Annotated in this window: 19 protein-coding genes; 3 read left to right on the top strand and 16 right to left on the bottom strand. The window is 63.5% G+C overall.

The features are described 5' to 3' along the window. Nucleotides 1–4: 4 nt before the first annotated feature. The gene (gene mutS / locus ACIQYU_RS02860) at nt 5–2,578 is read left to right on the top strand and encodes a DNA mismatch repair protein MutS (protein ID WP_402798162.1); all 2,574 of its coding nucleotides are present in this window, start codon (nt 5–7) and stop codon (nt 2,576–2,578) included. 140 nt (nt 2,579–2,718) lie between these two features. Next, nucleotides 2,719–3,042 (top strand): ferredoxin FdxA, encoded by a 324-nt coding sequence (gene fdxA / locus ACIQYU_RS02855; protein WP_004375459.1) that lies wholly within the window; start codon nt 2,719–2,721, stop codon nt 3,040–3,042. A gap of 618 nt (nt 3,043–3,660) precedes the next feature. Here fdxA and rpoS read toward each other — a convergent pair. The 8 genes from rpoS to ACIQYU_RS02815 all read right to left on the bottom strand — a co-directional run bounded on the left by rpoS (nt 3,661) and on the right by ACIQYU_RS02815 (nt 10,919). Beyond that, nucleotides 3,661–4,668, bottom strand: coding sequence for an RNA polymerase sigma factor RpoS (gene rpoS / locus ACIQYU_RS02850; RefSeq protein WP_063911526.1), 1,008 nt, complete (start codon nt 4,666–4,668; stop codon nt 3,661–3,663). A gap of 108 nt (nt 4,669–4,776) precedes the next feature. Beyond that, a complete protein-coding gene (locus ACIQYU_RS02845; protein WP_207829548.1) occupies nt 4,777–5,634 on the bottom strand; it encodes a peptidoglycan DD-metalloendopeptidase family protein in 858 nt (285 codons plus the stop codon). A gap of 221 nt (nt 5,635–5,855) precedes the next feature. Further along, nucleotides 5,856–6,494 carry a protein-L-isoaspartate(D-aspartate) O-methyltransferase gene (locus tag ACIQYU_RS02840; RefSeq protein WP_015269209.1) on the bottom strand — a complete coding sequence of 213 codons (639 nt, stop codon included), beginning with the start codon at nt 6,492–6,494 and terminating at the stop codon, nt 5,856–5,858. A 35-nt stretch (nt 6,495–6,529) separates the two neighbouring features. Next, on the bottom strand, nt 6,530–7,279 hold the full coding sequence (gene surE, locus ACIQYU_RS02835) for a 5'/3'-nucleotidase SurE (RefSeq protein WP_025337991.1): 750 nt from the start codon (nt 7,277–7,279) through the stop codon (nt 6,530–6,532). Continuing rightward, on the bottom strand, nt 7,267–8,325 hold the full coding sequence (gene truD / locus ACIQYU_RS02830; protein WP_207829425.1) for a tRNA pseudouridine(13) synthase TruD: 1,059 nt from the start codon (nt 8,323–8,325) through the stop codon (nt 7,267–7,269). The genes surE and truD overlap by 13 nt, the downstream gene beginning before the upstream one ends. Then, nucleotides 8,322–8,795, bottom strand: a complete 474-nt coding sequence (ispF, locus tag ACIQYU_RS02825; protein ID WP_159265991.1) for a 2-C-methyl-D-erythritol 2,4-cyclodiphosphate synthase — start codon at nt 8,793–8,795, stop codon at nt 8,322–8,324. The genes truD and ispF overlap by 4 nt, the downstream gene beginning before the upstream one ends. 148 nt (nt 8,796–8,943) lie before the next feature. Further along, nucleotides 8,944–9,798: an S-formylglutathione hydrolase gene (gene fghA / locus ACIQYU_RS02820; RefSeq protein ID WP_191471930.1), complete on the bottom strand. Its 855-nt coding sequence runs from the start codon at nt 9,796–9,798 to the stop codon at nt 8,944–8,946. A gap of 8 nt (nt 9,799–9,806) precedes the next feature. Continuing rightward, nucleotides 9,807–10,919: an S-(hydroxymethyl)glutathione dehydrogenase/class III alcohol dehydrogenase gene (locus ACIQYU_RS02815; RefSeq protein ID WP_016712915.1), complete on the bottom strand. Its 1,113-nt coding sequence runs from the start codon at nt 10,917–10,919 to the stop codon at nt 9,807–9,809. 107 nt (nt 10,920–11,026) lie between these two features. Here ACIQYU_RS02815 and ACIQYU_RS02810 point away from each other — a divergent pair, with 107 nt between their 5' ends. After that, the gene (locus ACIQYU_RS02810) at nt 11,027–11,923 is read left to right on the top strand and encodes a LysR substrate-binding domain-containing protein (protein WP_063911522.1); all 897 of its coding nucleotides are present in this window, start codon (nt 11,027–11,029) and stop codon (nt 11,921–11,923) included. Nucleotides 11,924–12,055: 132 nt separating this feature from the next. Here ACIQYU_RS02810 and ispD read toward each other — a convergent pair whose 3' ends face one another. The 8 genes from ispD to dnaE all read right to left on the bottom strand — a co-directional run bounded on the left by ispD (nt 12,056) and on the right by dnaE (nt 23,404). Then, nucleotides 12,056–12,763, bottom strand: coding sequence for a 2-C-methyl-D-erythritol 4-phosphate cytidylyltransferase (gene ispD / locus ACIQYU_RS02805; RefSeq protein ID WP_207829428.1), 708 nt, complete (start codon nt 12,761–12,763; stop codon nt 12,056–12,058). Then, entirely contained in the window at nt 12,760–13,041 is a 282-nt protein-coding gene (gene ftsB / locus ACIQYU_RS02800; RefSeq protein ID WP_004375443.1) for a cell division protein FtsB, read from the bottom strand. The genes ispD and ftsB overlap by 4 nt, the downstream gene beginning before the upstream one ends. A gap of 168 nt (nt 13,042–13,209) precedes the next feature. Continuing rightward, nucleotides 13,210–14,499 (bottom strand): phosphopyruvate hydratase, encoded by a 1,290-nt coding sequence (gene eno, locus ACIQYU_RS02795; RefSeq protein ID WP_013971266.1) that lies wholly within the window; start codon nt 14,497–14,499, stop codon nt 13,210–13,212. 153 nt (nt 14,500–14,652) lie between these two features. After that, nucleotides 14,653–15,498 (bottom strand): 3-deoxy-8-phosphooctulonate synthase, encoded by an 846-nt coding sequence (gene kdsA / locus ACIQYU_RS02790; protein ID WP_025337985.1) that lies wholly within the window; start codon nt 15,496–15,498, stop codon nt 14,653–14,655. Between the two features lie 3 nt (nt 15,499–15,501). Beyond that, nucleotides 15,502–17,130 carry a CTP synthase gene (locus tag ACIQYU_RS02785; RefSeq protein WP_004375437.1) on the bottom strand — a complete coding sequence of 543 codons (1,629 nt, stop codon included), beginning with the start codon at nt 17,128–17,130 and terminating at the stop codon, nt 15,502–15,504. A gap of 269 nt (nt 17,131–17,399) precedes the next feature. Next, on the bottom strand, nt 17,400–18,683 hold the full coding sequence (gene tilS / locus ACIQYU_RS02780) for a tRNA lysidine(34) synthetase TilS (RefSeq protein ID WP_402798154.1): 1,284 nt from the start codon (nt 18,681–18,683) through the stop codon (nt 17,400–17,402). A gap of 141 nt (nt 18,684–18,824) precedes the next feature. Further along, entirely contained in the window at nt 18,825–19,772 is a 948-nt protein-coding gene (gene accA / locus ACIQYU_RS02775; protein ID WP_207829433.1) for an acetyl-CoA carboxylase carboxyl transferase subunit alpha, read from the bottom strand. 107 nt (nt 19,773–19,879) lie between these two features. Further along, nucleotides 19,880–23,404: a DNA polymerase III subunit alpha gene (dnaE, locus tag ACIQYU_RS02770; protein ID WP_207829435.1), complete on the bottom strand. Its 3,525-nt coding sequence runs from the start codon at nt 23,402–23,404 to the stop codon at nt 19,880–19,882. Nucleotides 23,405–23,477 lie beyond the last annotated feature (73 nt).

The following is a 23,477-nucleotide window of genomic DNA, read 5'->3' as shown; positions in this document are numbered from 1 at the left end:
TTGAATGTCCAGTCTTTCCGACCATACCCCAATGATGCAGCAGTACTGGAAGCTGAAAAGCCAGCACCCGGACCAGCTGATGTTCTACCGCATGGGCGACTTCTACGAAATCTTCTACGAAGATGCGAAAAAAGCCGCAAAACTGCTGGACATCACCCTGACCGCGCGCGGCCAGTCGGCCGGCCAGTCCATCCCCATGTGCGGGATTCCGTTCCATTCGCTGGAAGGCTACCTGGCCAAGCTGGTCAAGCTCGGCGAATCGGTGGTGATCTGCGAGCAGATCGGCGACCCCGCCACCAGCAAGGGCCCGGTGGAGCGCCAGGTGGTGCGCATCATCACCCCCGGCACGGTCAGCGACGAGGCCCTGCTCGACGAGCGTCGCGACAACCTGATTGCCGCGCTGCTCGGTGACGAGCGCCTGTTCGGCCTGGCCGTGCTGGACATCACCAGCGGCAACTTCAGCGTGCAGGAGATCAAGGGCTGGGAAAACCTGCTGGCCGAGCTCGAGCGCCTGAACCCGGTCGAGCTGCTGATCCCCGACGACTGGCCGCGCGACCTGCCTGCCGAGAAACGTCCCGGGGCCCGTCGCCGTGCGCCATGGGACTTCGACCGCGACTCGGCGCGCAAGGCCCTGTGCCAACAGTTCGCGACCAAGGACCTCAAAGGCTTTGGCTGCGACAAGCTGACCCTGGCCATCGGTGCAGCCGGCTGCCTGCTGATCTACGCCAAGGAAACCCAGCGCACTGCCCTGCCGCACCTGCGCAGCCTGCGCCACGAACGCCTGGACGACACGGTCATCCTCGACGGCGCCAGCCGCCGCAACCTGGAGCTGGACATCAACCTGGCCGGCGGCCGTGACAACACCCTGCAGTCGGTGATCGACCGCTGCCAGACCGCCATGGCCAGCCGTTTGCTGAGCCGTTGGCTGAACCGCCCGTTGCGCGACCTCAAGGTGCTGCAGGCACGTCAGGACTCGATCCGCTGCCTGCTCGACGGCTACCGCTTCGAGAAGCTGCAGCCGCAGCTCAAGGAAATTGGCGATATCGAGCGGATTCTCGCCCGAATCGGCCTGCGCAACGCCCGCCCACGCGACCTGGCACGCCTGCGCGATGCCCTGGGCGCGCTGCCCGAGCTGCAGAACGCCATGGCCGAGCTGGAGGCGCCGCACCTGGCGCGCCTGGCTGCCATTACCGGCACCTACCCCGAACTGGCCAGCCTGCTGGAGCGGGCGATCATCGACAACCCGCCGGCGGTGATCCGCGATGGCGGCGTGCTCAAGGCCGGCTATGACAACGAACTGGACGAGTTGCTGGCGATCAGCGAGAACGCCGGCCAGTTCCTGATCGACCTGGAAGCCCGGGAAAAGGCCCGCACCGGCCTGGCCAACCTCAAGGTCGGCTACAACCGCGTGCATGGCTACTTCATCGAGCTGCCGACCAAGCAGGCCGAGCAGGCCCCGGGCGACTACATCCGCCGCCAGACCCTCAAGGGCGCCGAACGTTTCATCACCCCGGAGCTGAAGGCGTTCGAGGACAAGGCGCTGTCGGCCAAGAGCCGCGCCCTGGCCCGCGAGAAGATGCTCTACGACGCCCTGCTGGAAACCCTGATCAGCCACCTGGCACCGCTGCAGGACAGCGCCGCCGCCCTGGCCGAACTGGACGTGCTCAGCAACCTGGCCGAACGTGCGCTGAACCTCGACCTGAACTGCCCGCGCTTCGTCGACGAGCCATGCCTGCGCATCGAGCAGGGCCGCCACCCGGTGGTGGAACAGGTACTGACCACGCCATTCGTGGCCAACGACCTGAGCCTGGACAACAGCACGCGCATGCTGATCATCACCGGCCCGAACATGGGTGGTAAGTCCACCTACATGCGCCAGACCGCCCTGATCGTGCTGCTGGCGCACATCGGCAGCTTCGTGCCGGCAGCCAGCTGCGAGCTGTCACTGGTCGACCGCATCTTCACCCGCATCGGCTCCAGCGACGACCTGGCCGGCGGCCGCTCGACCTTCATGGTCGAGATGAGCGAAACCGCCAACATCCTGCACAACGCCACCGACCGCAGCCTGGTACTGATGGACGAAGTGGGCCGCGGCACCAGCACCTTCGACGGCCTGTCGCTGGCCTGGGCCGCCGCCGAGCGGCTGGCCCAACTGCGTGCCTACACGCTGTTCGCCACGCACTACTTCGAGCTCACCGTGCTGCCGGAAAGCGAGCCACTGGTGGCCAATGTGCACCTGAACGCCACCGAGCACAACGAACGCATCGTGTTCCTGCACCACGTGCTGCCTGGCCCTGCCAGCCAGAGCTACGGCCTGGCCGTGGCGCAGCTGGCCGGCGTGCCAACGGCCGTCATCCAGCGTGCCCGCGAACACCTGGGGCGGCTGGAAACCACCAGCCTGCCGCATGAACACCCCCCGGCCCAAAAGGCCAAGGACGTGCCACAGGTCCCGCACCAGAGCGACCTGTTCGCCAGCCTGCCACACCCGGCCATCGAGAAGCTGGGCAAGCTGCAGCTGGACGACATGACCCCGCGTCAAGCTATCGAAATGCTATATCAACTAAAGAACCTGTTATAACGGCGCCCACTACAAGCTGGTAGAATCCGCCGCGGTTTGCTGGTGCTGCAGGCTATTAGCCTGGCCTGCAGCCACATACCCGTAAACCGCGCGGCCCGGAGAGGAAGGGCCGCCGCCGTCGCCTGAGGAGAGAATTAGAAATGACCTTCGTCGTCACCGACAACTGCATCAAATGCAAATACACCGACTGCGTGGAAGTCTGTCCGGTGGACTGCTTCTACGAAGGCCCGAACTTCCTGGTCATCCACCCGGACGAGTGCATCGACTGCGCCCTGTGCGAGCCGGAGTGCCCAGCGCAAGCCATCTTCTCGGAAGACGAAGTGCCTGCGGGCATGGAGAACTTCATCGAGCTGAACGCCGAACTGGCGGAAATCTGGCCGAACATCACCGAGCGTAAGGACGCCCTGCCGGACGCTGAAGAGTGGGATGGCAAGACTGGCAAGATTGCAGACCTGGAGCGCTGATAGCGTCCGGACACGAAAAAGGCCCCTCGGGGCCTTTTTTGTTTTTCGGCGGACAAAAAAAGGGGCGGTTTGACCCGCCCACATTTTTTCCGTAGTCCCTGCTTGTCCCAAACATCATCCTGATGAAATCGCCTCTTGCGATGTCCTTGGCCTTCCTCCTGAAAGCCTGTGCATGTCCCTGTGCACAGTTCGAATACTAGCGACTTGAGCAGGGCCGGCAACCGCGAAACCTCACAGGGTGTTGCAGGTGACACATTTCCTCACAGCTGAATAAGCCAGGTTTTTCAATGTGTTGGGAAAACGCAGGCTCTGGATACGACAATGATTTACTGAAGCGTACATAGAAGGCTTACAAAACAAGTAAGCAAAGGCTTACACGCGATGTTACTGGGGTAGCGCAGTACATAATGTCTTGGGGCTGCTTTGCAGCCCTTTCGCGACACAAGGCCGCTCCCACAGGATAGTGGTGCATTCAAAGGCGATGAAGTACCTGTGGGAGCGGCCTTGTGTCGCGAAAGGGGCGCAAAGCGCCCCCGGCAATTTTGAATGGGGCACCTCTGATCGCCACATACAAAAACGCCCCGAAATCATCGGGGCGCTTTGTGTTGCAGGCTTGCGCTACTGGAACAACGACTCACTGGAAAGGCCGTTCTTTTCGAGGATCTCGCGCAAACGCTTGAGCCCCTCGACCTGGATCTGCCGCACCCGCTCACGGGTCAGGCCGATCTCCAGGCCAACATCTTCCAGGGTGCTGCTTTCATGCCCGCGCAGGCCAAAGCGACGCACCACCACTTCACGCTGCTTGTCGGTCAACTCTCCCAGCCACTGGTCGATGCTCTGCGACAGGTCGTCATCCTGCAGCAGTTCGCACGGGTCGCTCGGACGGTCGTCGGTCAAGGTATCGAGCAGGGTCTTGTCCGAGTCCGGGCCGAGCGATACATCCACCGAAGACACCCGCTCGTTCAGGCCCAGCATGCGCTTGACCTCGGCGACCGGCTTTTCCAGCAGGGTGGCGATTTCTTCTGGCGAGGGTTCGTGGTCCAGCTTCTGGGTCAGCTCGCGCGCCGCACGCAAGTAGACGTTCAGTTCCTTGACCACGTGGATCGGCAGGCGGATGGTGCGGGTCTGGTTCATGATCGCCCGCTCAATGGTCTGGCGAATCCACCAGGTCGCATAGGTCGAGAAACGGAAACCACGCTCCGGGTCGAACTTCTCGACCGCACGGATCAGCCCCAGGTTACCCTCCTCGATCAGGTCGAGCAGCGACAGGCCGCGATTCACGTAACGACGGGCAATTTTTACAACCAGGCGCAGGTTGCTTTCGATCATGCGCTTGCGGCCGGCAGGGTCGCCCTTTTGCGACAAGCGCGCAAAGTGCACTTCCTCTTCCGGCGAAAGCAGAGGCGAGAATCCGATCTCGTTGAGATACAGCTGGGTGGCATCGAGCGCCCGGCTGTAATCGATGTACTTGTGTTGCTTGAGCGAAGAGCCCGACTTGGCCCTCGTCCGAACCGAAGATACAGCAGGTTCGTCTGACACCACATCCGTTTCCAAAACGATGCCCGTCTCCATCAGGAGGACGTCATCGTCGATGTCAAACTCCGGCACTTCTTTACTGAGAGCCATTGTTATAGTCCTTTGCTGAGTTCGAACTCAGACTCGAGCGGCACCTATCTCCTTGGCAGCGCTGGAGCCTGTCCCCTCTACATCACAGGAACAGGCCGGGCACAACGGTCAACGACGTGGCAGGAACTGGAGCGGATCGACGGGTTTACCCTGGCGGCGAATCTCGAAATGCAGCTTCACCCGATCAGTGCCCGTGGACCCCATTTCAGCAATCGACTGCCCTGCCTTGACCTGCTGCCCCTCCCGAACCAACAGCCTGCGGTTATGGCCGTAGGCACTGACGTAGGTATCGCTGTGCTTGATGATGATCAGTTCGCCGTAGCCCCTCAAGCCACTCCCGGCGTAAACCACTGCACCATCAGACGCAGCAAAAACAGGCTGTCCCAAATCACCGGCGATATCAATGCCTTTATTCAAACTACCGTTTGAAGCGAATTTTCCAATCAGCACGCCGTTGGCAGGCCAGGTCCAGCCGCCTACCGCGCGCTCCGCAGCAGGCACGGTAGCGACCACCGGGGCGCTGCTGGAGGCTACCGGCGTGGCCGGTTTGCTGGTGTTGGCAGGGGCTGTGGCGGTGCTTCCCACAGGCCGCCGGATGACCGTGGTCTTGCTCGACGACGACGGGCTGGACACCACCATGGTGCTGCCGGTAGAGCCGCTGCTGAAACGAATCGCCTGCCCCGGGCGAATGGTGTAAGGCGCCGCGATGCCGTTGCGCGCGGCCAGCTCCTTGTAGTCCCAACCATAACGGAAGGCGATGGAGAACAGCGTATCGCCAGGTTTGACGATGTACTGCCCGGTGGTTACCGCCGGGCGCTTGGGCACGGTGTTACTGCGGTCGACCACCCGCGCGCTGTTGCTGCTGGTGCTCGAGCAACCTACCAGTAGCGTGCCCATGGCCAGTGCAATCACCAGAAGCGTGAAACCCGACCCGTCCTTGCGCTGCCGAATGACTGTGTGACCCACCCGCGCTCCCCTCATGGTGCCGAAAAACGATATGAAGACAAGAAATGCAATATTGTTGCAATTATAACCAAGCCCGTCCGCATTGGCAGGGTTGGTGAAGGACTGCTGCAAAGCCTTGGTGCAAGCTGTGCGCTAGCGCTTCACCCCGCCAGATAGACAGGGCGCTGCTGCAAGAATTCGGTGCTGGCGCAAAAATATCGCGTAGCTCGAACCCGCAGTGTTCAGGCCAGCGGACCGTTGAGCAGCGGTACGAAGCGCACGGCCCCCAGCACGCGACGGGAGAATCCATGCTCCTCGCGCACGATCAGCATCAGTTGCTGGGTTTCGCCGGCTGGCCCCACCGGGATCACCATACGGCCACCGGGTGCCAGCTGGTCGAGCAGTGCCTGCGGCACTTCCGGCGCCACGGCGGTGACGATGATGCCGTTGTACGGCGCCAGCGCCGGCCAGCCCTCGCACCCGTCGCCCCAGCGGAACACCACGTTGCGCAGGTTCAGTTCCACCAGGCGCTCCTTGGCCCGGTCCTGCAGCACCTTGATGCGCTCCACCGAGAACACCCGCTCGACCAGCTGGGCCAGGATCGCCGTCTGGTAGCCCGAGCCGGTGCCGATCTCCAGCACCTTGTCCAGCGGCCCGGCCTCGAGCAGCAGCTCGCTCATGTGGGCAACCATGAACGGTTGCGAGATGGTCTGGTTGTGGCCGATCGGCAGCGCAGTGTCTTCGTAGGCGCGATGCGCCAGTGCCTCGTCGACGAACAGGTGGCGCGGGGTACGACGGATCACGTCGAGCACCTTGGTGTTCGAAACGCCCTCTTCGCACAAACGCTGGATCAGCCTCTCCCGGGTACGCTGGGAGGTCATGCCGATGCCACGCCGCAGCATATCGTCCTCGCGCATCAGAGCAGGCCCTCCAGCCAACCGTCGAGCTGCTCGAAGGCATCACTGAAGGTGCGGTCGAGCTGCAGCGGAGTAATCGATACGTAGCCTTGCATCACCGCGTGGAAGTCGGTGCCCGGGCCGCCGTCCTCGGCATCCCCGGCCACGGCGATCCAGTAGCCTTCCTTGCCGCGCGGGTTGACCACCTTGGTCGGCGCCGCCGCCCGCGCCCGGTGACCGAGGCGGGTGAGCTGGATGCCACGAATGTGCTCCAGCGGCAGGTTGGGGATGTTGACGTTGAGTACGGTGCGTGGTGGCAAGGCCAGGCGCGACTGCGCCTCGACCAGGCGGCGAGCGATATGGGCCGCAGTCGGCAGGTTGTCCGGCTGGCGCGACAACAGCGAAAACGCCAGTGAGGTACCGCCGAGGAAACGGCCTTCCAACGCGGCCGCGACCGTACCCGAATAGAGCACGTCGTCGCCCAGGTTGGCACCGAGGTTGATCCCCGACACGACCATGTCCGGCGCCTGCGGCAACAGCCCGTTGAGCCCCAGGTGCACGCAGTCGGTCGGCGTGCCGTTGAGGCTGATGAAGCCGTTGGCCAAGGTCTGCGGGTGCAGTGGCCGGTCCAGCGTCAGCGAACTGCTGGCGCCGCTCTTGTCTTGATCCGGGGCAATCACCACGCACTCGGCGTAATCCGCCAGTGCAGCGTGCAGCGCGGCGATGCCGGGTGCGGTAACACCGTCGTCGTTCGAAATCAGAATACGCATGAGCTGTCCGTCTGCCCTGCCGACACCAGATCCACGACTTCGCGCACCACCACGGTGGCGAAGCATCCGGCCGGAAGGACGAATTCCAGTTGCAGGATATCAGGCTCGGGATAATGCCACGTAAGGCCGCCAATAGGGAGCCGCAGAATGCGTCGTTCGTGATCCATGCCCGCCTGGGTCAACCACTGGCAAAGTGCCGGCTGACGCGCGCCGACGGCGTTTTCCAACTGTGCAGTGACACCAGCGGCCGGCGAATCGCCCGCGCCCCACATCGGGCCGGTCGGGTGCAGGTCGAGAATCGCCAGGCGCGGGTCGGCACATTCCGCCTCACCCGCCGGGAAGAAGCTGCGGCTGTCGGTGAACGCCAGCAGGTCGCCCACCTGGGCCCGCGCCCAGCTGCCATCGGCGACACGGGCCGCCAACAGCTGGTTGAACAGGTAGCTGCGCCCGGCCGACAGCAGCCGCGAGCGCACGTTGCGCTGCTCGGGCAGAGCCTTGCGTGCGGCCCAGTCGAGGGCGTCGTGAACGTTGCCACCACCGTGGCCGAAGCGCTGGGTGCCGAAATAGTTGGGCACGCCGTGCTGTTTGAGCTGTTCCAGGCGCGCATCCACCGCCTGGTGATCGGCAGCCAGGGCAGTCAGGCGCAGCGTGAAGCCGTTGGCCGAATGCGCGCCGCGCTGCAGCTTGCGCTGGTGGCGCACCTGCTTGAGCACGCGCAGGCTGGCATCCTCGGCACGCGACAGGTCCGGGTCGGCCTTGCCCGGCAGGTGCAGGCTGAACCACTGGCGGGTCAGGGCCTGGCGGTCCTTGAGGCCGGCGTAGCTGATCGTGCGCACCGGCACGCCAGCGGCACGGGCCAGGCGGCGGGCGGCCTCCTCGGTGTTCAGGTCTCGCTTTTCGACCCACAGCCACAGGTGCTCGCCCTGGCCCGACAGCGGGATGTCCAGCACTTCGTCGACTTGGAAATCTTCAGCCACCGCCTTGAGGACGGCGGTACCCAGTGGTTCGCCCGATGCGCGCGGGCCCAGCAGTTCCAGTTCGGTCATGCGGGTAGCAGCAGGGCTACCGAATGCACGGCGATGCCCTCCTCGCGGCCGGTGAAGCCCAGCTTCTCGGTGGTGGTAGCCTTGACGTTGACCTGGTCGAGTTCGACCTGCAGGTCTTCGGCGATCAGCTGGCGCATGGTTTCGATGTGCGGGGCCATCTTCGGCGCCTGGGCAACGATGGTGGCGTCGACGTTGCCGACCTTCCAGCCCTTGGCCTGGACGATGCCGACCACATGGCGCAGCAGCACGCGGCTGTCGGCACCTTTGAACTGCGGGTCGGTGTCGGGGAAGTGCTTGCCGATATCGCCCAGCGCTGCCGCGCCAAGCAAGGCATCGCTCAGGGCGTGCAGCAGTACGTCGCCGTCGGAGTGGGCCAGGAGGCCGTACTTGTGGGGGATACGCACCCCGCCCAGGGTAATGAAATCACCGTCGCAGAAACGGTGCACATCGTAGCCGTGGCCAATACGCATAGAAAAACGCCCTGAATGAGTCAGGGCGTGATTCTACCTGCTTTTGAGGCATTGGGGCTGGGGTGATTGGCACCGCATTGTCTGCACCTGTGGGATCGAGCGCCGCGCGGGCGGCGCTCGATCTTGCAGGCATCCAAGATGCTACGCCTTACACCCGCCCCAAAGCCACCGCATGATGACGCAGATGCTCCTCGATGAAGCTGGCAATGAAGTAGTAGCTGTGGTCATAGCCAGGCTGCAGGCGCAAGATCAGTTCATGCCCCCCTTTGCGTGCCGCCTGCTCCAGGGCTTCAGGCTTGAGTTGCTTCTCGAGGAAGTCGTCGCGGTCGCCCTGGTCCACCAGCAATGGCGGGCACTCGCCGGCCGGAGTTTCGGCCAGCAGCACGCTGGCATCCCACTCGCGCCAGCGCGCACGGTCTTCACCCAGGTAGCGGCTGAAGGCTTTCTCGCCCCACGGGCAATCCATGGGGTTGCTGATCGGCGAGAACGCCGACACCGAGCGGTAGCGCCCCGGGTTGCGCAAGGCGCACACCAGCGCGCCATGCCCACCCATGGAGTGGCCACTGATGCTGCGCTCGCCCGAGGCGGGGAAGTGTGCCTCGATCAACGCAGGCAACTCCTCCACCACATAGTCGTGCATGCGGTAGTGCTGGGCCCAGGGCTGCTGAGTGGCATTCAGGTAGAAGCCGGCACCCAGGCCGAAGTCCCAGGCGCCGTCCGGGTCGCCCGGCACCTGCTCGCCACGCGGGCTGGTGTCGGGGGCGACGATGATCAGCCCAAGCTCAGCGGCCAGGCGCTGGGCGCCGGCCTTCTGCATGAAGTTCTCGTCGGTACAGGTGAGGCCGCTGAGCCAGTACAGCACTGGCAGCTTCTCGCCCTGTTCGGCCTGCGGCGGCAGGTAGACGGCGAACACCATGTCGCAGCCCAGCACCTTGGAGTGATGCCGGTAACGCTTGTGCCAGCCGCCGAAGCTCTTCTGGCAGGAGATGTTATCCAGGCTCATGGCAAACCTCAGAAGTGGATCACGCTGCGGATGCTCTTGCCTTCATGCATCAGGTCGAAGGCCTTGTTGATGTCTTCCAGGCCCATGGTGTGGGTGATGAAGGTATCCAGCGGGATCTCGCCCTTCTCGGACATTTCCACGTAGCTTGGCAGCTCGCTGCGGCCACGCACGCCGCCGAACGCAGAACCACGCCATACACGGCCGGTGACCAGCTGGAACGGACGGGTGGCGATTTCCTGACCGGCACCGGCCACACCGATGATCACCGACTCGCCCCAGCCCTTGTGGCAGCATTCCAGCGCAGCACGCATCAGCTGCACGTTGCCGATGCACTCGAAGGAGAAGTCCACGCCGCCGTCGGTGAGGTCGACGATCACTTCCTGGATCGGGCGGTCGTAGTCTTTCGGGTTGATGCAGTCGGTGGCACCCAGCTGGCGGGCGATTTCGAACTTGGCCGGGTTGATGTCGATGGCGATGATACGCGAGGCCTTGGCCTTGACCGCACCGATCACCGCCGACAGGCCGATGCCGCCCAGGCCGAAGATGGCCACGGTGTCACCCGGCTTGACCTTGGCGGTGTTGAGCACCGCGCCGATACCGGTGGTGACGCCACAGCCCAGCAGGCAGACCTTTTCCAGTGGCGCTTCTTTCTGGATCTTGGCCACGGAGATTTCCGGCAGCACGGTGTACTCGGAGAAGGTCGAGGTACCCATGTAGTGGAACAGCTGCTGGCCCTTGTAGGAGAAGCGCGTGGTGCCGTCCGGCATCAGGCCCTTGCCCTGGGTGGCGCGGATGGCCTGGCACAGGTTGGTCTTGCCCGAGAGGCAGAACTTGCACTTGCCGCATTCCGGGGTGTACAGCGGGATGACGTGGTCACCGACGGCGACCGAGGTGACGCCCTCGCCTACTGCCTCGACGATCGCACCACCTTCGTGGCCGAGGATCGACGGGAAGATACCCTCCGGGTCGGCGCCGGACAGGGTGTAGGCGTCGGTATGGCAGACACCGCTGGCGACCACGCGCAGCAGCACTTCACCGGCCTTGGGCATGGCCACGTCGACTTCGACGATTTCCAGGGGTTTCTTGGCCTCGAAGGCTACGGCAGCACGGGACTTGATCATCAAAGGTCTCCAGACAGAGGGTCGATTCAGTCTGGCAGTGTAATTCACCGCCATTTGATGAATAATCCGGGCAAAGACAAAACATTATTGCCATGCAGGGATAATCAATGAGCAGCCGCTGGGAAGGCATCGACGAATTCGTCGCCGTGGCCGAGTCGGGCCAGTTCACCGCGGCCGCCGAGCGCCTGGGGGTTTCCTCGTCGCACATCAGCCGGCAGATCGCCCGGCTGGAAGAACGGCTGCAGACGCGCCTGCTGTACCGCAGTACCCGGCGGGTGACCCTGAGCGAGGCCGGGCAGACATTCCTGCAACACTGCCAGCGTCTGCAGGATGGCCGCGAGGAAGCCCTGCGCGCCATGGGCGACCTGGCCAGCGAACCCAAGGGGTTGCTGCGCATGACCTGCGCGGTGGCCTATGGCGAGCGCTTCATCGTGCCGCTGGTGACGCGGTTCATGGCGCTGTACCCGCAGTTGCGGGTGGATGTGGAACTGAGCAACCACACCCTCGACCTGGTGCATGAAGGCATGGACCTGGCCATCCGCCTGGGCCGGCTGGCCGACTCGCGACTGGTAGCAACCCGCCTGGCGCCTCGGCGCATGTACCTGTGCGCCTCACCGGCCTACCTGGAACGATATGGTCGGCCACACAGCCTGTCGGAACTGGCGCGGCACAATTGCCTGGTGGGCAGTTCGGACTTGTGGGCGCTACTGCAGGACGGCCGTGAGATCAGCCAGCGCGTGCAGGGCAACTGGCGCTGCAACAGCGGGCAGGCAGTGCTGGACGCGGCGCTGCAGGGGATGGGGTTGTGCCAGTTGCCGGATTACTACGTGCTGGAGCACCTGAACAGTGGCGCGCTGGTGTCGTTGCTGGAGGCGCACCAACCGCCGAACACGGCGGTGTGGGCGCTGTATCCGCAGCAGCGGCACCTGTCGCCGAAGGTGCGGCGGTTGGTGGATTACCTGAAGGAAGGATTGGCGGGGTTGCCGGAGTATCGGCAAGGCTGAAGCGGCATGTTGGCTGGGCCGGCCTCTTCGCGGGTAAACCCGCTCCCACAGGTATCGCACATCCCTTCAGGTTTGCGCTGTACCTGTGGGAGCGGGTTTACCCGCGAAGAGGCCGGCACAGGAGCAAGAAATTCAGCGGCGCCCTGCCCAACGCTGGCGCAACCACTCCAGGTCTTCCGGCCGGGTCACCTTGATGTTGTCGCTGCGCCCCTCGACCAGCCGCGGCGCCTGGCCGGACCACTCGATGGCAGAGGACTCGTCGGTCACCAGCACATCCGACACCAGGCATTCGGCCAGCGCCCGATGCAAAGCCCCCAGGCGGAACATCTGCGGCGTATAGGCCTGCCAGATGGTGCTGCGGTCTACGGTAGCGCCCACCCGGCCATCGGCATTGGCCCGCTTGAGAGTATCGCGCGCCGGCACCGCCAGCAGGCCACCCACCGGGTCGTCCGCCAGCGCCGACAACAGCTTGTCCAGATCGCTGCGCGCCAGGTTCGGTCGCGCGGCGTCGTGCACCAGCACCCAGTCGCTGTCCGCTGCCCCTTGGGCATGCAGCATCAGCAAGGCATTGAGCACCGAATCGGCACGCTCGCGGCCACCCGCTGCGCGCTGGATGCGCGGGTCGCTGGCGCAGCGCAGGCCAGGCCAGTACGGGTCGTCTTCGGCAATACTGACCACCACGCCCTTGAGCATCGGGTGGCCAAGAAAACAGTCGAGGCTGTGCTCGAGAATAGTCTGCCCGGCCAGCTCCAGGTACTGCTTGGGGCGGTCGGCAGCCATGCGGGCACCTACGCCCGCAGCAGGAATCACGGCCCAGAAGGCCGGTAACGTTTCGATCATTTTTGTGGCAACTGGAAGAGGGTTTCGCCCTCTTTGACCATTCCCAATTCGTGGCGAGCCCGTTCTTCAACGGTCTCCATGCCTTTTTTCAGCTCCAGCACTTCGGCATCGAGCACGCGGTTGCGCTCGAGCAAGCGCTCGTTTTCGGCATGCTGCTCGGCAATCTGCTGCTTCAGCTCGGTCACTTGCGCCAGGCTGCCGTTACCCACCCACAGGCGGTATTGCAGGCCACCCAGCAGCAGGAGCAGGACGAGGAACAACCAATAGGGACTGCGCATCACGTTATCCAGGTTAAAAAGGCTGCCGGGTACTTTTTACTTCGGGGCCTTGAATAGCACGAAGCCTGGCCGAGGCCAGGCTTCGTCGACAGAAACCCGTTGGAATGTAGGAAAGATCAGTACGAACGTTCCTACAACTCCGGCTGCTGTCTTTTTACCATCTCTTGCTTAGCCGCGAAACTCGGCACGACCGCGGTAAACCGCTTTGGCACCCAGTTGCTCTTCGATGCGCAGCAGCTGGTTGTACTTGGAAACGCGGTCGGAACGGCACAGCGAGCCAGTCTTGATCTGGCCAGCAGCGGTACCCACGGCCAGGTCGGCAATGGTCGAGTCTTCGGTTTCACCGGAACGGTGCGAGATCACCGCGGTGTAGCCTGCAGCCTTGGCCATCTGGATGGCTTCCAGGGTTTCGGTCAGCGAGCCGATCTGGTTGAACTTGATCAGGATCGAGTTACCGATGCCCTTCTCGATGCCTTCCTTGAGGATCTTGGTGTTGGTCACGAACAGGTCGTCGCCAACCAGCTGCACCTTGGCGCCGATCTTGTCGGTGAGGATCTTCCAGCCAGCCCAGTCGGACTCGTCCAGGCCGTCTTCGATCGAGATGATCGGGAAGCGCTCGGTCAGGCCTTTCAGGTACTCGGCGAAACCTTCTGCGTCGAACGACTTGCCTTCGCCGGACAGGTTGTACTTGCCGTCTTCGTAGAACTCGGAAGCCGCGCAGTCCAGGGCCAGGGTGACGTCGGTGCCCAGCTTGTAGCCGGCTTTTTCAACGGCTTCGGCGATGGCACCCAGGGCGTCTTCGTTGGAAGCCAGGTTAGGGGCGAAACCACCCTCGTCACCCACGGCGGTGTTCAGGCCACGGGCCTTCAGCACGGCTTTGAGGTGGTGGAAGATTTCGGTACCCATGCGCAGGCCGTCGGAGAAGGTCTTGGCGCCAACCGGCTGAACCATGAATTCCTGGATGTCGACGTTGTTGTCGGCGTGCTCGCCACCGTTGATGATGTTCATCATCGGTACCGGCATCGAGTACTGGCCCGGGGTGCCGTTCAGGTTGGCGATGTGCGCGTACAGCGGCAGGTCCTGGTCCTGGGCAGCGGCCTTGGCGGCAGCCAGGGAAACGGCCAGGATGGCGTTGGCGCCCAGCTTGGCCTTGTTCTCGGTACCGTCCAGCTCGATCATGGCGCGGTCCAGGGCCTTCTGGTCGGCAGGGTCCTTGCCCAGCAGCAGGTCACGGATCGGGCCGTTGATGTTGGCGACGGCCTTCAGCACGCCCTTGCCCAGGTAACGGCTCTTGTCGCCATCACGCAGCTCCAGCGCTTCGCGCGAGCCAGTGGAAGCACCGGACGGCGCGCAAGCGCTGCCGATGATGCCGTTGTCGAGCAGTACATCGGCTTCCACGGTGGGGTTGCCACGCGAATCGAGAACTTCACGACCTTTGATGTCGACGATTTTTGCCATTGTTGTAAGCACTCCAGAATTGACGAAAACAACTTAGCTTAGGAAATTCTTGCCGTTCACCGGGCGGACTTGCAGTGGGCAGGCCGGGTGAAGGGAACCCCTGACCGACTGGTCAGGGGTGGATCGGACGGTACTTTACCCGAGAATCGAGCTTTACGCGGTTTCTACCGTCGGAAAACTTTTCACCAGGTCGTCCAGTTGCTTGAGCTGGGCCAGGAACGGCTCCAGTTTGTCCAGGCGCAGGGCGCATGGGCCATCGCACTTGGCGTTGTCCGGATCGGGGTGGGCTTCGAGGAACAGCCCGGCCAGGCCCTGGCTCATGCCGGCCTTGGCCAGGTCGGTGACCTGGGCGCGGCGCCCCCCGGCGGAGTCGGCGCGACCACCCGGCATCTGCAGGGCATGGGTCACGTCGAAGAACACCGGGTACTCGAACTGCTTCATGATGCCGAAGCCGAGCATGTCCACCACCAGGTTGTTGTAGCCGAAGCTAGAACCACGCTCGCAGAGGATCAACTGGTCATTACCGGCCTCTTCGCACTTGGTCAGGATGTGTTTCATTTCCTGGGGCGCGAGGAACTGGGCCTTCTTGATGTTGATCACCGCGCCGGTCTTGGCCATGGCCACTACCAGGTCGGTCTGCCGCGACAGGAAGGCCGGCAGCTGGATGATGTCGCACACCTTGGCTACCGGCTCGGCCTGGTAAGGCTCGTGCACGTCGGTGATGACCGGCACATTGAAGGTGCGCTTGATCTCTTCGAAGATCTTCAGCCCTTCTTCCATGCCCGGGCCCCGGTAGGACGTCACCGACGAACGGTTGGCCTTGTCGAAGCTGGCCTTGAACACGTACGGGATACCGAGTTTCTCGGTCACCCGCACGTACTCTTCGCAGACCTTCATTGCCAGGTCACGGGACTCCAGGACGTTCATGCCGCCGAACAGGACGAACGGCTTGTCGTTGGCGATCTCGATGTTACCGACGCGAATGATCTTCTGGGTCATTGATCAGGCCTTGTTCTTCTGAGCCAGGGCTGCCTTGACGAAACCGCTGAACAGCGGGTGGCCGTCACGCGGGGTCGAGGTGAATTCCGGGTGGAACTGGCAAGCGACGAACCATGGGTGGTCCTTGGACTCGACCACTTCCACCAGCGCGCCGTCTTCGGAACGGCCGGAAACCACCAGGCCGGCATCGATCAGTTGCGGCAGCAGGTTGTTGTTCACTTCGTAGCGGTGACGGTGACGCTCGGTGATCACGTCCTTGCCGTAGCAATCGTGCACCTTGGAACCGGCGGCCAGCTGGCAGTCCTGTGCGCCCAGGCGCATGGTGCCACCCAGGTCGGAGGCTTCGCTGCGGGTCTCGACGGCACCGGTGGCATCGGCCCACTCGGTGATCAGGCCGACTACCGGGTGGCCGCTGTTGCGGTCGAACTCGGTGGAGTTGGCGTCTTTCCAGCCCATCACGTTACGGGCGAATTCGATCACGGCCACCTGCATGCCCAGGCAGATACCCAGGTACGGCACCTTGTTCTCACGGGCGTATTGCACCGCGGTGATCTTGCCTTCCACACCGCGCAGGCCGAAACCGCCCGGCACCAGGATGGCATCGGCGCCTTCGAGCAGGCTGGTGCCCTGGTTCTCGATGTCTTCCGAGTCGATGTAGCGCAGGTTGACCTTGGTGCGGTTGGTGATGCCGGCGTGGCTCATCGCTTCGATCAGCGACTTGTACGCATCCAGCAGCTCCATGTACTTGCCGACCATGGCGATGGTCACTTCGTGCTCAGGGTTGAGCTTGGCATCGACCACCTTGTCCCACTCGGACAGATCGGCGCCGTTGCACTGCAGGCCGAAGCGCTCGACGACGAAGTCGTCCAGGCCCTGTGCGTGCAGCACGCCCGGGATCTTGTAGATGGTGTCGACGTCTTCCAGCGAAATCACCGCACGCTCTTCAACGTTGGTGAACAGCGCGATCTTGCGACGCGACGAGGCATCGACCGGGTGGTCGGAGCGGCAGATCAGCACGTCAGGCTGCAGGCCGATGGAGCGCAGCTCCTTGACCGAGTGCTGGGTCGGCTTGGTCTTGGTCTCGCCAGCGGTGGCGATGTAAGGGACCAGCGTCAGGTGCATCAGCATGGCGCGCTTGGAGCCCACTTCGACGCGCAGCTGGCGGATGGCCTCGAGGAACGGCTGCGACTCGATGTCACCCACGGTACCGCCGATTTCCACCAGGGCCACGTCGGCATCGCCGGCGCCCTTGATGATGCGACGCTTGATTTCGTCGGTGATGTGCGGGATGACCTGGATGGTCGCGCCCAGATAGTCACCACGACGCTCCTTGCGCAGTACGTGCTCGTAGATGCGGCCGGTGGTGAAGTTGTTGTTCTGGGTCATGGTGGTGCGGATGAACCGCTCGTAGTGGCCCAGGTCGAGGTCGGTCTCGGCGCCATCGTGGGTGACGAACACTTCACCGTGCTGGAACGGGCTCATGGTGCCCGGATCGACGTTGATGTACGGATCCAGCTTGAGCATGGTGACCTTCAGGCCCCGCGCTTCCAGGATGGCCGCCAGGGAAGCCGAGGCAATGCCTTTCCCCAATGAAGAAACAACACCGCCCGTGACGAATATGTAGCGCGTCATGAAAAACCCTAGAAGTCTGCGTTAAGGCGGCCAGCGCCGCCGGAGAAAGCGAAGGAAGGCCGAAGCCCCCGATCACCTGCGTCAATCACAGTGCATCTCGAAAAACTGCCGCGTCTGTACAGACCAGGGGTATCCCCGGCATGGAGCTCGCTCGTCATTTTAAGAATCAGCCCAGCAAAAAACTGCTTGGTAATCGGCAACTCCTGTGTTTTCGCGGAACCCACAGAAGCTGTATCAAGAAGGGAGGGTAGTCTACCCGAATGTACCCTTCAGCTCAAACCTTGCGCGTTCGTCGGCAACTGCCAATACAGCTGGCAATCCGCCTGCACCCGCCCGGGCAGGTTGGCCACCGCCAGCAGGCGCTCGCCCTGGTACAGCAATGGCAGGCGCGGACGCAGGAAGAACGGCACCTGCAGCTCGTTGAGCAGGCGCTTGAGGTCGCGCCGGCCGCGGCCGGGGAGGTCCAGCACTTCACCGCCCTGGCGGTAGGCAATGCGCAGGCCGTCCAGCGGCACTGCGCCAGCAAGACGCACGCTGCCGTTGCCCGGTAACAGCAAAGGCTCGGCGGGATTGGCCCAGGCCAGTTCGCCGGCGGGCAACTGCAGCCAGTCGCCGCTCAACCACCAGATGCGCCCATGGCTGCGTAGCAGTTGCCCATCGGCAAGCTGCCAGACGGGCCGGGCATCGGCGGCGGCATCGCGCAGGTCCGCCCAGCCTGCCCAGTGCCGGGTGTCGGGCAGGCGGGTGCGCCGGCTCAGCCAGTGTTGCAGGGCATTGCGCTGACGGGCCGGCGACAGCGCCACCAGGGTAGCCAGGTCGAGGGAATCCAGCTCCGACCAGGCCACCGGTGCGCCCTCCCCGGCAAGCGCCAGATCGTCCTGGGCCAGTTCGTCCAGCAGGCCCAGGGCTTCGCCCAGGTGCTCGGCGGCGCGGGCGAAATTCTGGCTGGCTTGCGGCCAACGCTGCTGAAGTAGCGGAAACACTTCGCCACGCAGGTAGTTGCGGGCAAATTGTGTGTCGGCGTTTGACGGATCTTCAATCCAGGCCAGCCCATTAGCCTGGGCGTAGTCCTGCAGTTGCTGGCGGGAGCAGCCCAGCAATGGCCTGACCAGGCTGCCCTGCCCTAGCACCCGCTGCCCCGGCATTGCTGCCAGGCCACGCAGGCCGGCGCCGCGCAGCAGGCGGAACAGCAGGGTTTCGGCCTGGTCGTCGCGGTGCTGGCCGGTGAACAGGATATCGCCTGGACCGAGGGCTTGTTTGAAAGCGGCATAGCGGGCGTCGCGGGCGGCCTGTTCGAGGCTGGCGCCGGGAGTGACCTGGACGTGGACGACCTGGAGTTCGATGCCGAGCTTGTCGCAGACGGTCTGGCAGTGGGCGGGCCAGGCGTCGGCGGCGCTTTGCAGGCCGTGGTGGACGTGGATGGCGCGCAGTGGAGGCGATGCGTGACTGCGGGCGTAATCGGCCAGCAGGTGCAGGAGGACGGTGGAGTCGAGGCCGCCGGAGAAGGCGATGTACCAGTTGGGGGCGTTGAGCCAAGGGGTGAGGTTGATCATCTAGCCCTCGCTCGATTCAAGAAAGCATTTGCGGGCACGCCCGCTCCTACAGGTATGGTGCAAGCCCCAAGGGCAGTGCAATTCCTGTGGGAGCGGGCGTGCCCGCGAACACCGGCAAAGCCGGTGCCATTCACCGCATTATCAAACGCCGTAGCTCATCAGGCGATCGTAACGACGGGCCAGCAGCGCGTCGTGGTCGAGCTTGCCGAGCATGTCCAGCTGCTGTACCAGGTCGGCACGAATGCTTTCCGACATCTTCGCCGGGTCACGGTGGGCGCCGCCCAGCGGCTCCTGGATGACCTTGTCGACGATGTTCAGGCTCTTCAGGCGCTCGGCAGTGATGCCCATGGCCTCGGCCGCGTCAGCGGCCTTGTCGGCGGTCTTCCACAGGATCGAGGCGCAGCCTTCCGGCGAGATCACCGAGTAGGTGGAGTACTGCAGCATGTTCAACTGGTCGCACACACCGATGGCCAGCGCACCGCCGGAACCACCCTCACCGATCACGGTGGCGATGATCGGGGTCTTCAGACGTGCCATCACGCGCAGGTTCCAGGCGATGGCCTCGCTCTGGTTGCGCTCTTCGGCGTCGATGCCCGGGTAGGCGCCCGGGGTGTCGATGAAGGTCAGGATCGGCATCTTGAAGCGCTCGGCCATTTCCATCAGGCGGCAGGCCTTGCGGTAGCCTTCAGGGCGCGGCATGCCGAAGTTGCGGCGTACCTTCTCGCGCACTTCGCGGCCCTTCTGGTGGCCGATGACCATGACCGGCTTGCCATCCAGGCGCGCGGTACCACCAACGATGGCGGCATCGTCGGCGAAGTGGCGGTCACCATGCAGTTCTTCGAACTCGGTGAAGATGTGCTCCAGGTAGTCCAGGGTGTAAGGACGACGCGGATGACGGGCCAGGCGGGCGATCTGCCAGCTGGTCAGGTTGCCGAAGATGCTTTCGGTCAGGGTGTTGCTCTTGTCTTGCAGACGGGCAATTTCATCGCTGATGTTCAGCGAGTTGTCGTTGCCTACCAGGCGCAGGCCTTCGATCTTGGCTTGCAGGTCGGCAATCGGCTGTTCGAAATCGAGAAAATTCGGGTTCATAGTCATCCGTCTTGGGTCTACGGCCAGGCGGCCGGCCGGTTGATCCGTTTGGCGCCATACCTTAAGGGATCAGGCGCATTCAGGTCGAGATTAAATTTTTTGTCGGTTCAACGATATTGCAGGAAGACGTTCTCACGCCCGAACTGGTCACGCAGCGCCTGAATCAGCCCATCGGCCGGGTCGATGGCCCACTGCTCACCGAACTGCAGCATGGCCTTGGCGTCGCTGCCGGTGTACTCGAGGGTGATCGGGCAAGCGCCGCGATGGCGGGTAATCAGCTCGCCCAGCCACTTCAGCCGGTCGCCCTTGAGCGCTTCGTGCGCCACCTTCAGGCGCAGGCTCTCGGCCAGCTTGGTGCGCGCGTCTTCCATGGTCATCACCTGCTTCACCCGCAGGCGCAGGCCACCGGAGAAGTCGTCGTTGCTGACCTCGCCTTCTACCACCACCATGGCATCGGTCTGCAGCAAGGACTGTGCCGCCATGAAGGCATCGGCAAACAGCGACGCCTCAATGCGCCCGGAGCGGTCATCGAGGGTGACGAAGCCCATCTTGTCGCCCTTCTTGTTCTTCATCACCCGCAGGGCAATGATCATGCCGGCGATGGTCTGGGTATCGCGTGACGGCTTGAGGTCGATAATGCGCTGGCGGGCGAAGCGGCGGATCTCGGTCTCGTACTCGTCGATCGGGTGGCCGGTGAGGTACAGGCCAAGGGTGTCCTTCTCGCCCTTCAGGCGTTCCTTGAGGGTCAGCTCGCGCACCTTGCGGTGGTTGGCGTAAACGTCGGCATCCACCTCGTCGAACATGCCGCCGAACAGGTCGACGTGGCCACTGTCAGCGGTATGCGCCGCCTGCTCGGCGGCCTTGATGGCCTCGCCCAGCGCCGACAGCAAGGTGGCACGGTTGAGGTCGATGTTGGCATGGTAGGCCTTGATCTCGTCATGGAAGTGCGGGCCCAGGCGGTCAAGCGCACCACTGCGGATCAGCGCGTCGAGGGTACGCTTGTTGACCCGTTTCAGGTCGATGCGTTCGCAGAAATCGAACAGGTCCTTGAACGGGCCGCCCTGGGCGCGAGCCTCGACGATCGCTTCCACCGGGCCCTCACCGACACCCTTGATCGCCCCCAGGCCATAGACGATGCGGCCGTCGTTGTTGACGGTGAACTTGAAGTCGGAGAAGTTCACGTCCGGCGCATCGAGGCGCAGCTTCATGCTGCGCACTTCCTCGACCAGCACCACCACCTTGTCGGTGTTGTGCATGTCCGCCGAGAGTACGGCGGCCATGAACGCCGCCGGGTGGTGGGTCTTCAGCCAGGCCGTCTGGTAAGACACCAGGCCATAGGCGGCGGAGTGGGATTTGTTGAAGCCGTAGCCGGCGAACTTTTCCACCAGGTCGAAGATGTTACCGGCCAGGTCCGCATCGATATTGTTGTTGGCACAACCTTCGATGAAACCACCACGTTGCTTGGCCATCTCCTCGGGCTTTTTCTTACCCATCGCACGGCGCAGCATGTCGGCGCCGCCGAGGGTGTAACCAGCCATCACCTGGGCAATCTGCATCACCTGTTCCTGGTACAGGATGATGCCGTAGGTGGGCGCCAGTACCGGCTTCAGGCCTTCGTACTGGTAGTCCGGGTGCGGGTACGCCAGCTCGGCGCGGCCGTGCTTGCGGTTGATGAAGTCGTCCACCATGCCCGACTGCAGCGGGCCCGGGCGGAACAGAGCCACCAGTGCGATCAGGTCTTCCAGGCAGTCGGGCTTGAGCTTCTTGATCAGCTCCTTCATGCCGCGCGATTCAAGCTGGAACACCGCCGTGGTTTCAGCCTTCTGCAACAACTCGTAGGTCTTGCGATCGTCCAGCGGGATGAAGTCGATGTTGACGTCGGGCAGGTTCTTCTTGGCCTGCTCGCGGTTGATGATCTCCATCGCCCACTTGATGATGGTCAGGGTCCGCAGGCCGAGGAAGTCGAACTTCACCAGGCCGGCGGCCTCGACGTCATCCTTGTCGAACTGGGTTACCAGGCCGCCACCCTCTTCGTCACAGGCGATCGGCGAGAAGTCGGTGAGCTTGGTCGGGGCGATCACCACACCACCGGCGTGCTTGCCGGTACCGCGCGTCACGCCCTCGAGCTTCAGGGCCATGTCCCAGATTTCGCGGGCGTCTTCGTCGCCCTTGAGGAAGTCACGCAGGATTTCTTCCTGCTCGTAGGCCTTCTCCAGGGTCATGCCCACTTCGAACGGGATCATCTTCGACAGACGGTCGGCCAGGCCGTAGGACTTGCCCTGCACCCGCGCCACGTCTCGCACCACCGCCTTCGCCGCCATGGTACCGAAGGTGATGATCTGGCTGACCGCGTTACGGCCATAGGCTTCGGCCACGTAATCGATCACCCGGTCACGGCCATCCATGCAGAAGTCGACGTCGAAGTCGGGCATGGAAATACGTTCAGGGTTGAGGAAGCGCTCGAACAGCAGGTCGTAGGCCAGCGGGTCGAGGTCGGTGATCTTCAGCACGTAGGCCACCAGCGAGCCGGCACCCGACCCCCGGCCCGGGCCGACTGGCACGCCGTTATTCTTGGCCCACTTGATGAAGTCCATAACGATCAGGAAGTAACCGGGGAAGCCCATCTGGATGATGATGTCCAGCTCGAACTTCAGGCGGTCCAGGTAGACCTGGCGCTTCTCTTCGTAATTGGGCGTGGTCTCTTTCGGCCACAGCACCGCCAGGCGCTCTTCCAGGCCTTCGTGGGACACATGCCGCAGGTAGTCATCGATGCCCATGCCGTTGGGCGTGGGGAAGTCGGGCAGGAAGTACTTGCCCAGCTGCACCTGGATGTTGCAGCGCTTGGCGATCTCGACGGTGTTGGCGATGGCGTCGGGCAGGTCACTGAACAGCTCGGTCATTTCCTCGGCTGACTTCAGGTACTGCTGGTCACTGTACATCCTTGGCCGACGCGGGTCGTCGAGGGTCCAGCCCTCGCCGATGCACACGCGGGTTTCGTGGGCGTCGAAGTCCGACTGCTTGATGAAACGCACGTCGTTGGTCGCAACCAGCGGGGCGCCGAGCTTGTCCGCCAGGGCCACGGCAGCGTGCACATATTCCTCGTCGCGGGCGCGGTTGGTGCGCTGCACTTCGACATAGAAGCGCTCGGGGAACATTGCCATCCAGTCCTGCAGCAGGGCCTCGGCTTCATCGTCCTTGCCGGCCAGCAGGGCCATGCCGATGTCACCTTCCTTGCCTGCGGACAGGGCGATCAGGCCCTCGCTGGCAGGGGCAATCCATTCACGCTGGAGGATGACCAGGCCGTTGCGCTGGCCGTCGGTCCAACCGCGCGAGATCAGCTCGGTGAGGTTACGGTAGCCCTTGGGGTTCATGGCCAGGAAGCAGATACGCGACAGCGGTGCTTCCGGATCGGCACCAGCCAGCCACAGGTCGGCGCCGCAGATCGGCTTGATGCCCGCGCCCATGGCGGTCTTGTAGAACTTTACCAGCGAGCACATGTTGCTCTGGTCGGTGATCGCCACCGCCGGCATGTTCATCCCGGCCAGCGCCTTGGCCAGCGGCTTGATCCGCACCAGGCCGTCGACCAGCGAGAATTCGGAGTGGACGCGCAGGTGAACGAAGGGAACCGACATGGAAGATCCTGTAGCAGTGCTGAACGACAAGGGCGGGATTGTAGCTTAAATGGGGATGTTTTTTGGGCTGCTT

It is taken from the genome of Pseudomonas sp. NPDC096925, assembly GCF_044762545.1.
Lineage (GTDB): Bacteria > Pseudomonadota > Gammaproteobacteria > Pseudomonadales > Pseudomonadaceae > Aquipseudomonas.
Note: the sequence above shows the minus strand (reverse complement) of the source record. Positions and strands in the feature narration are given on the sequence as shown.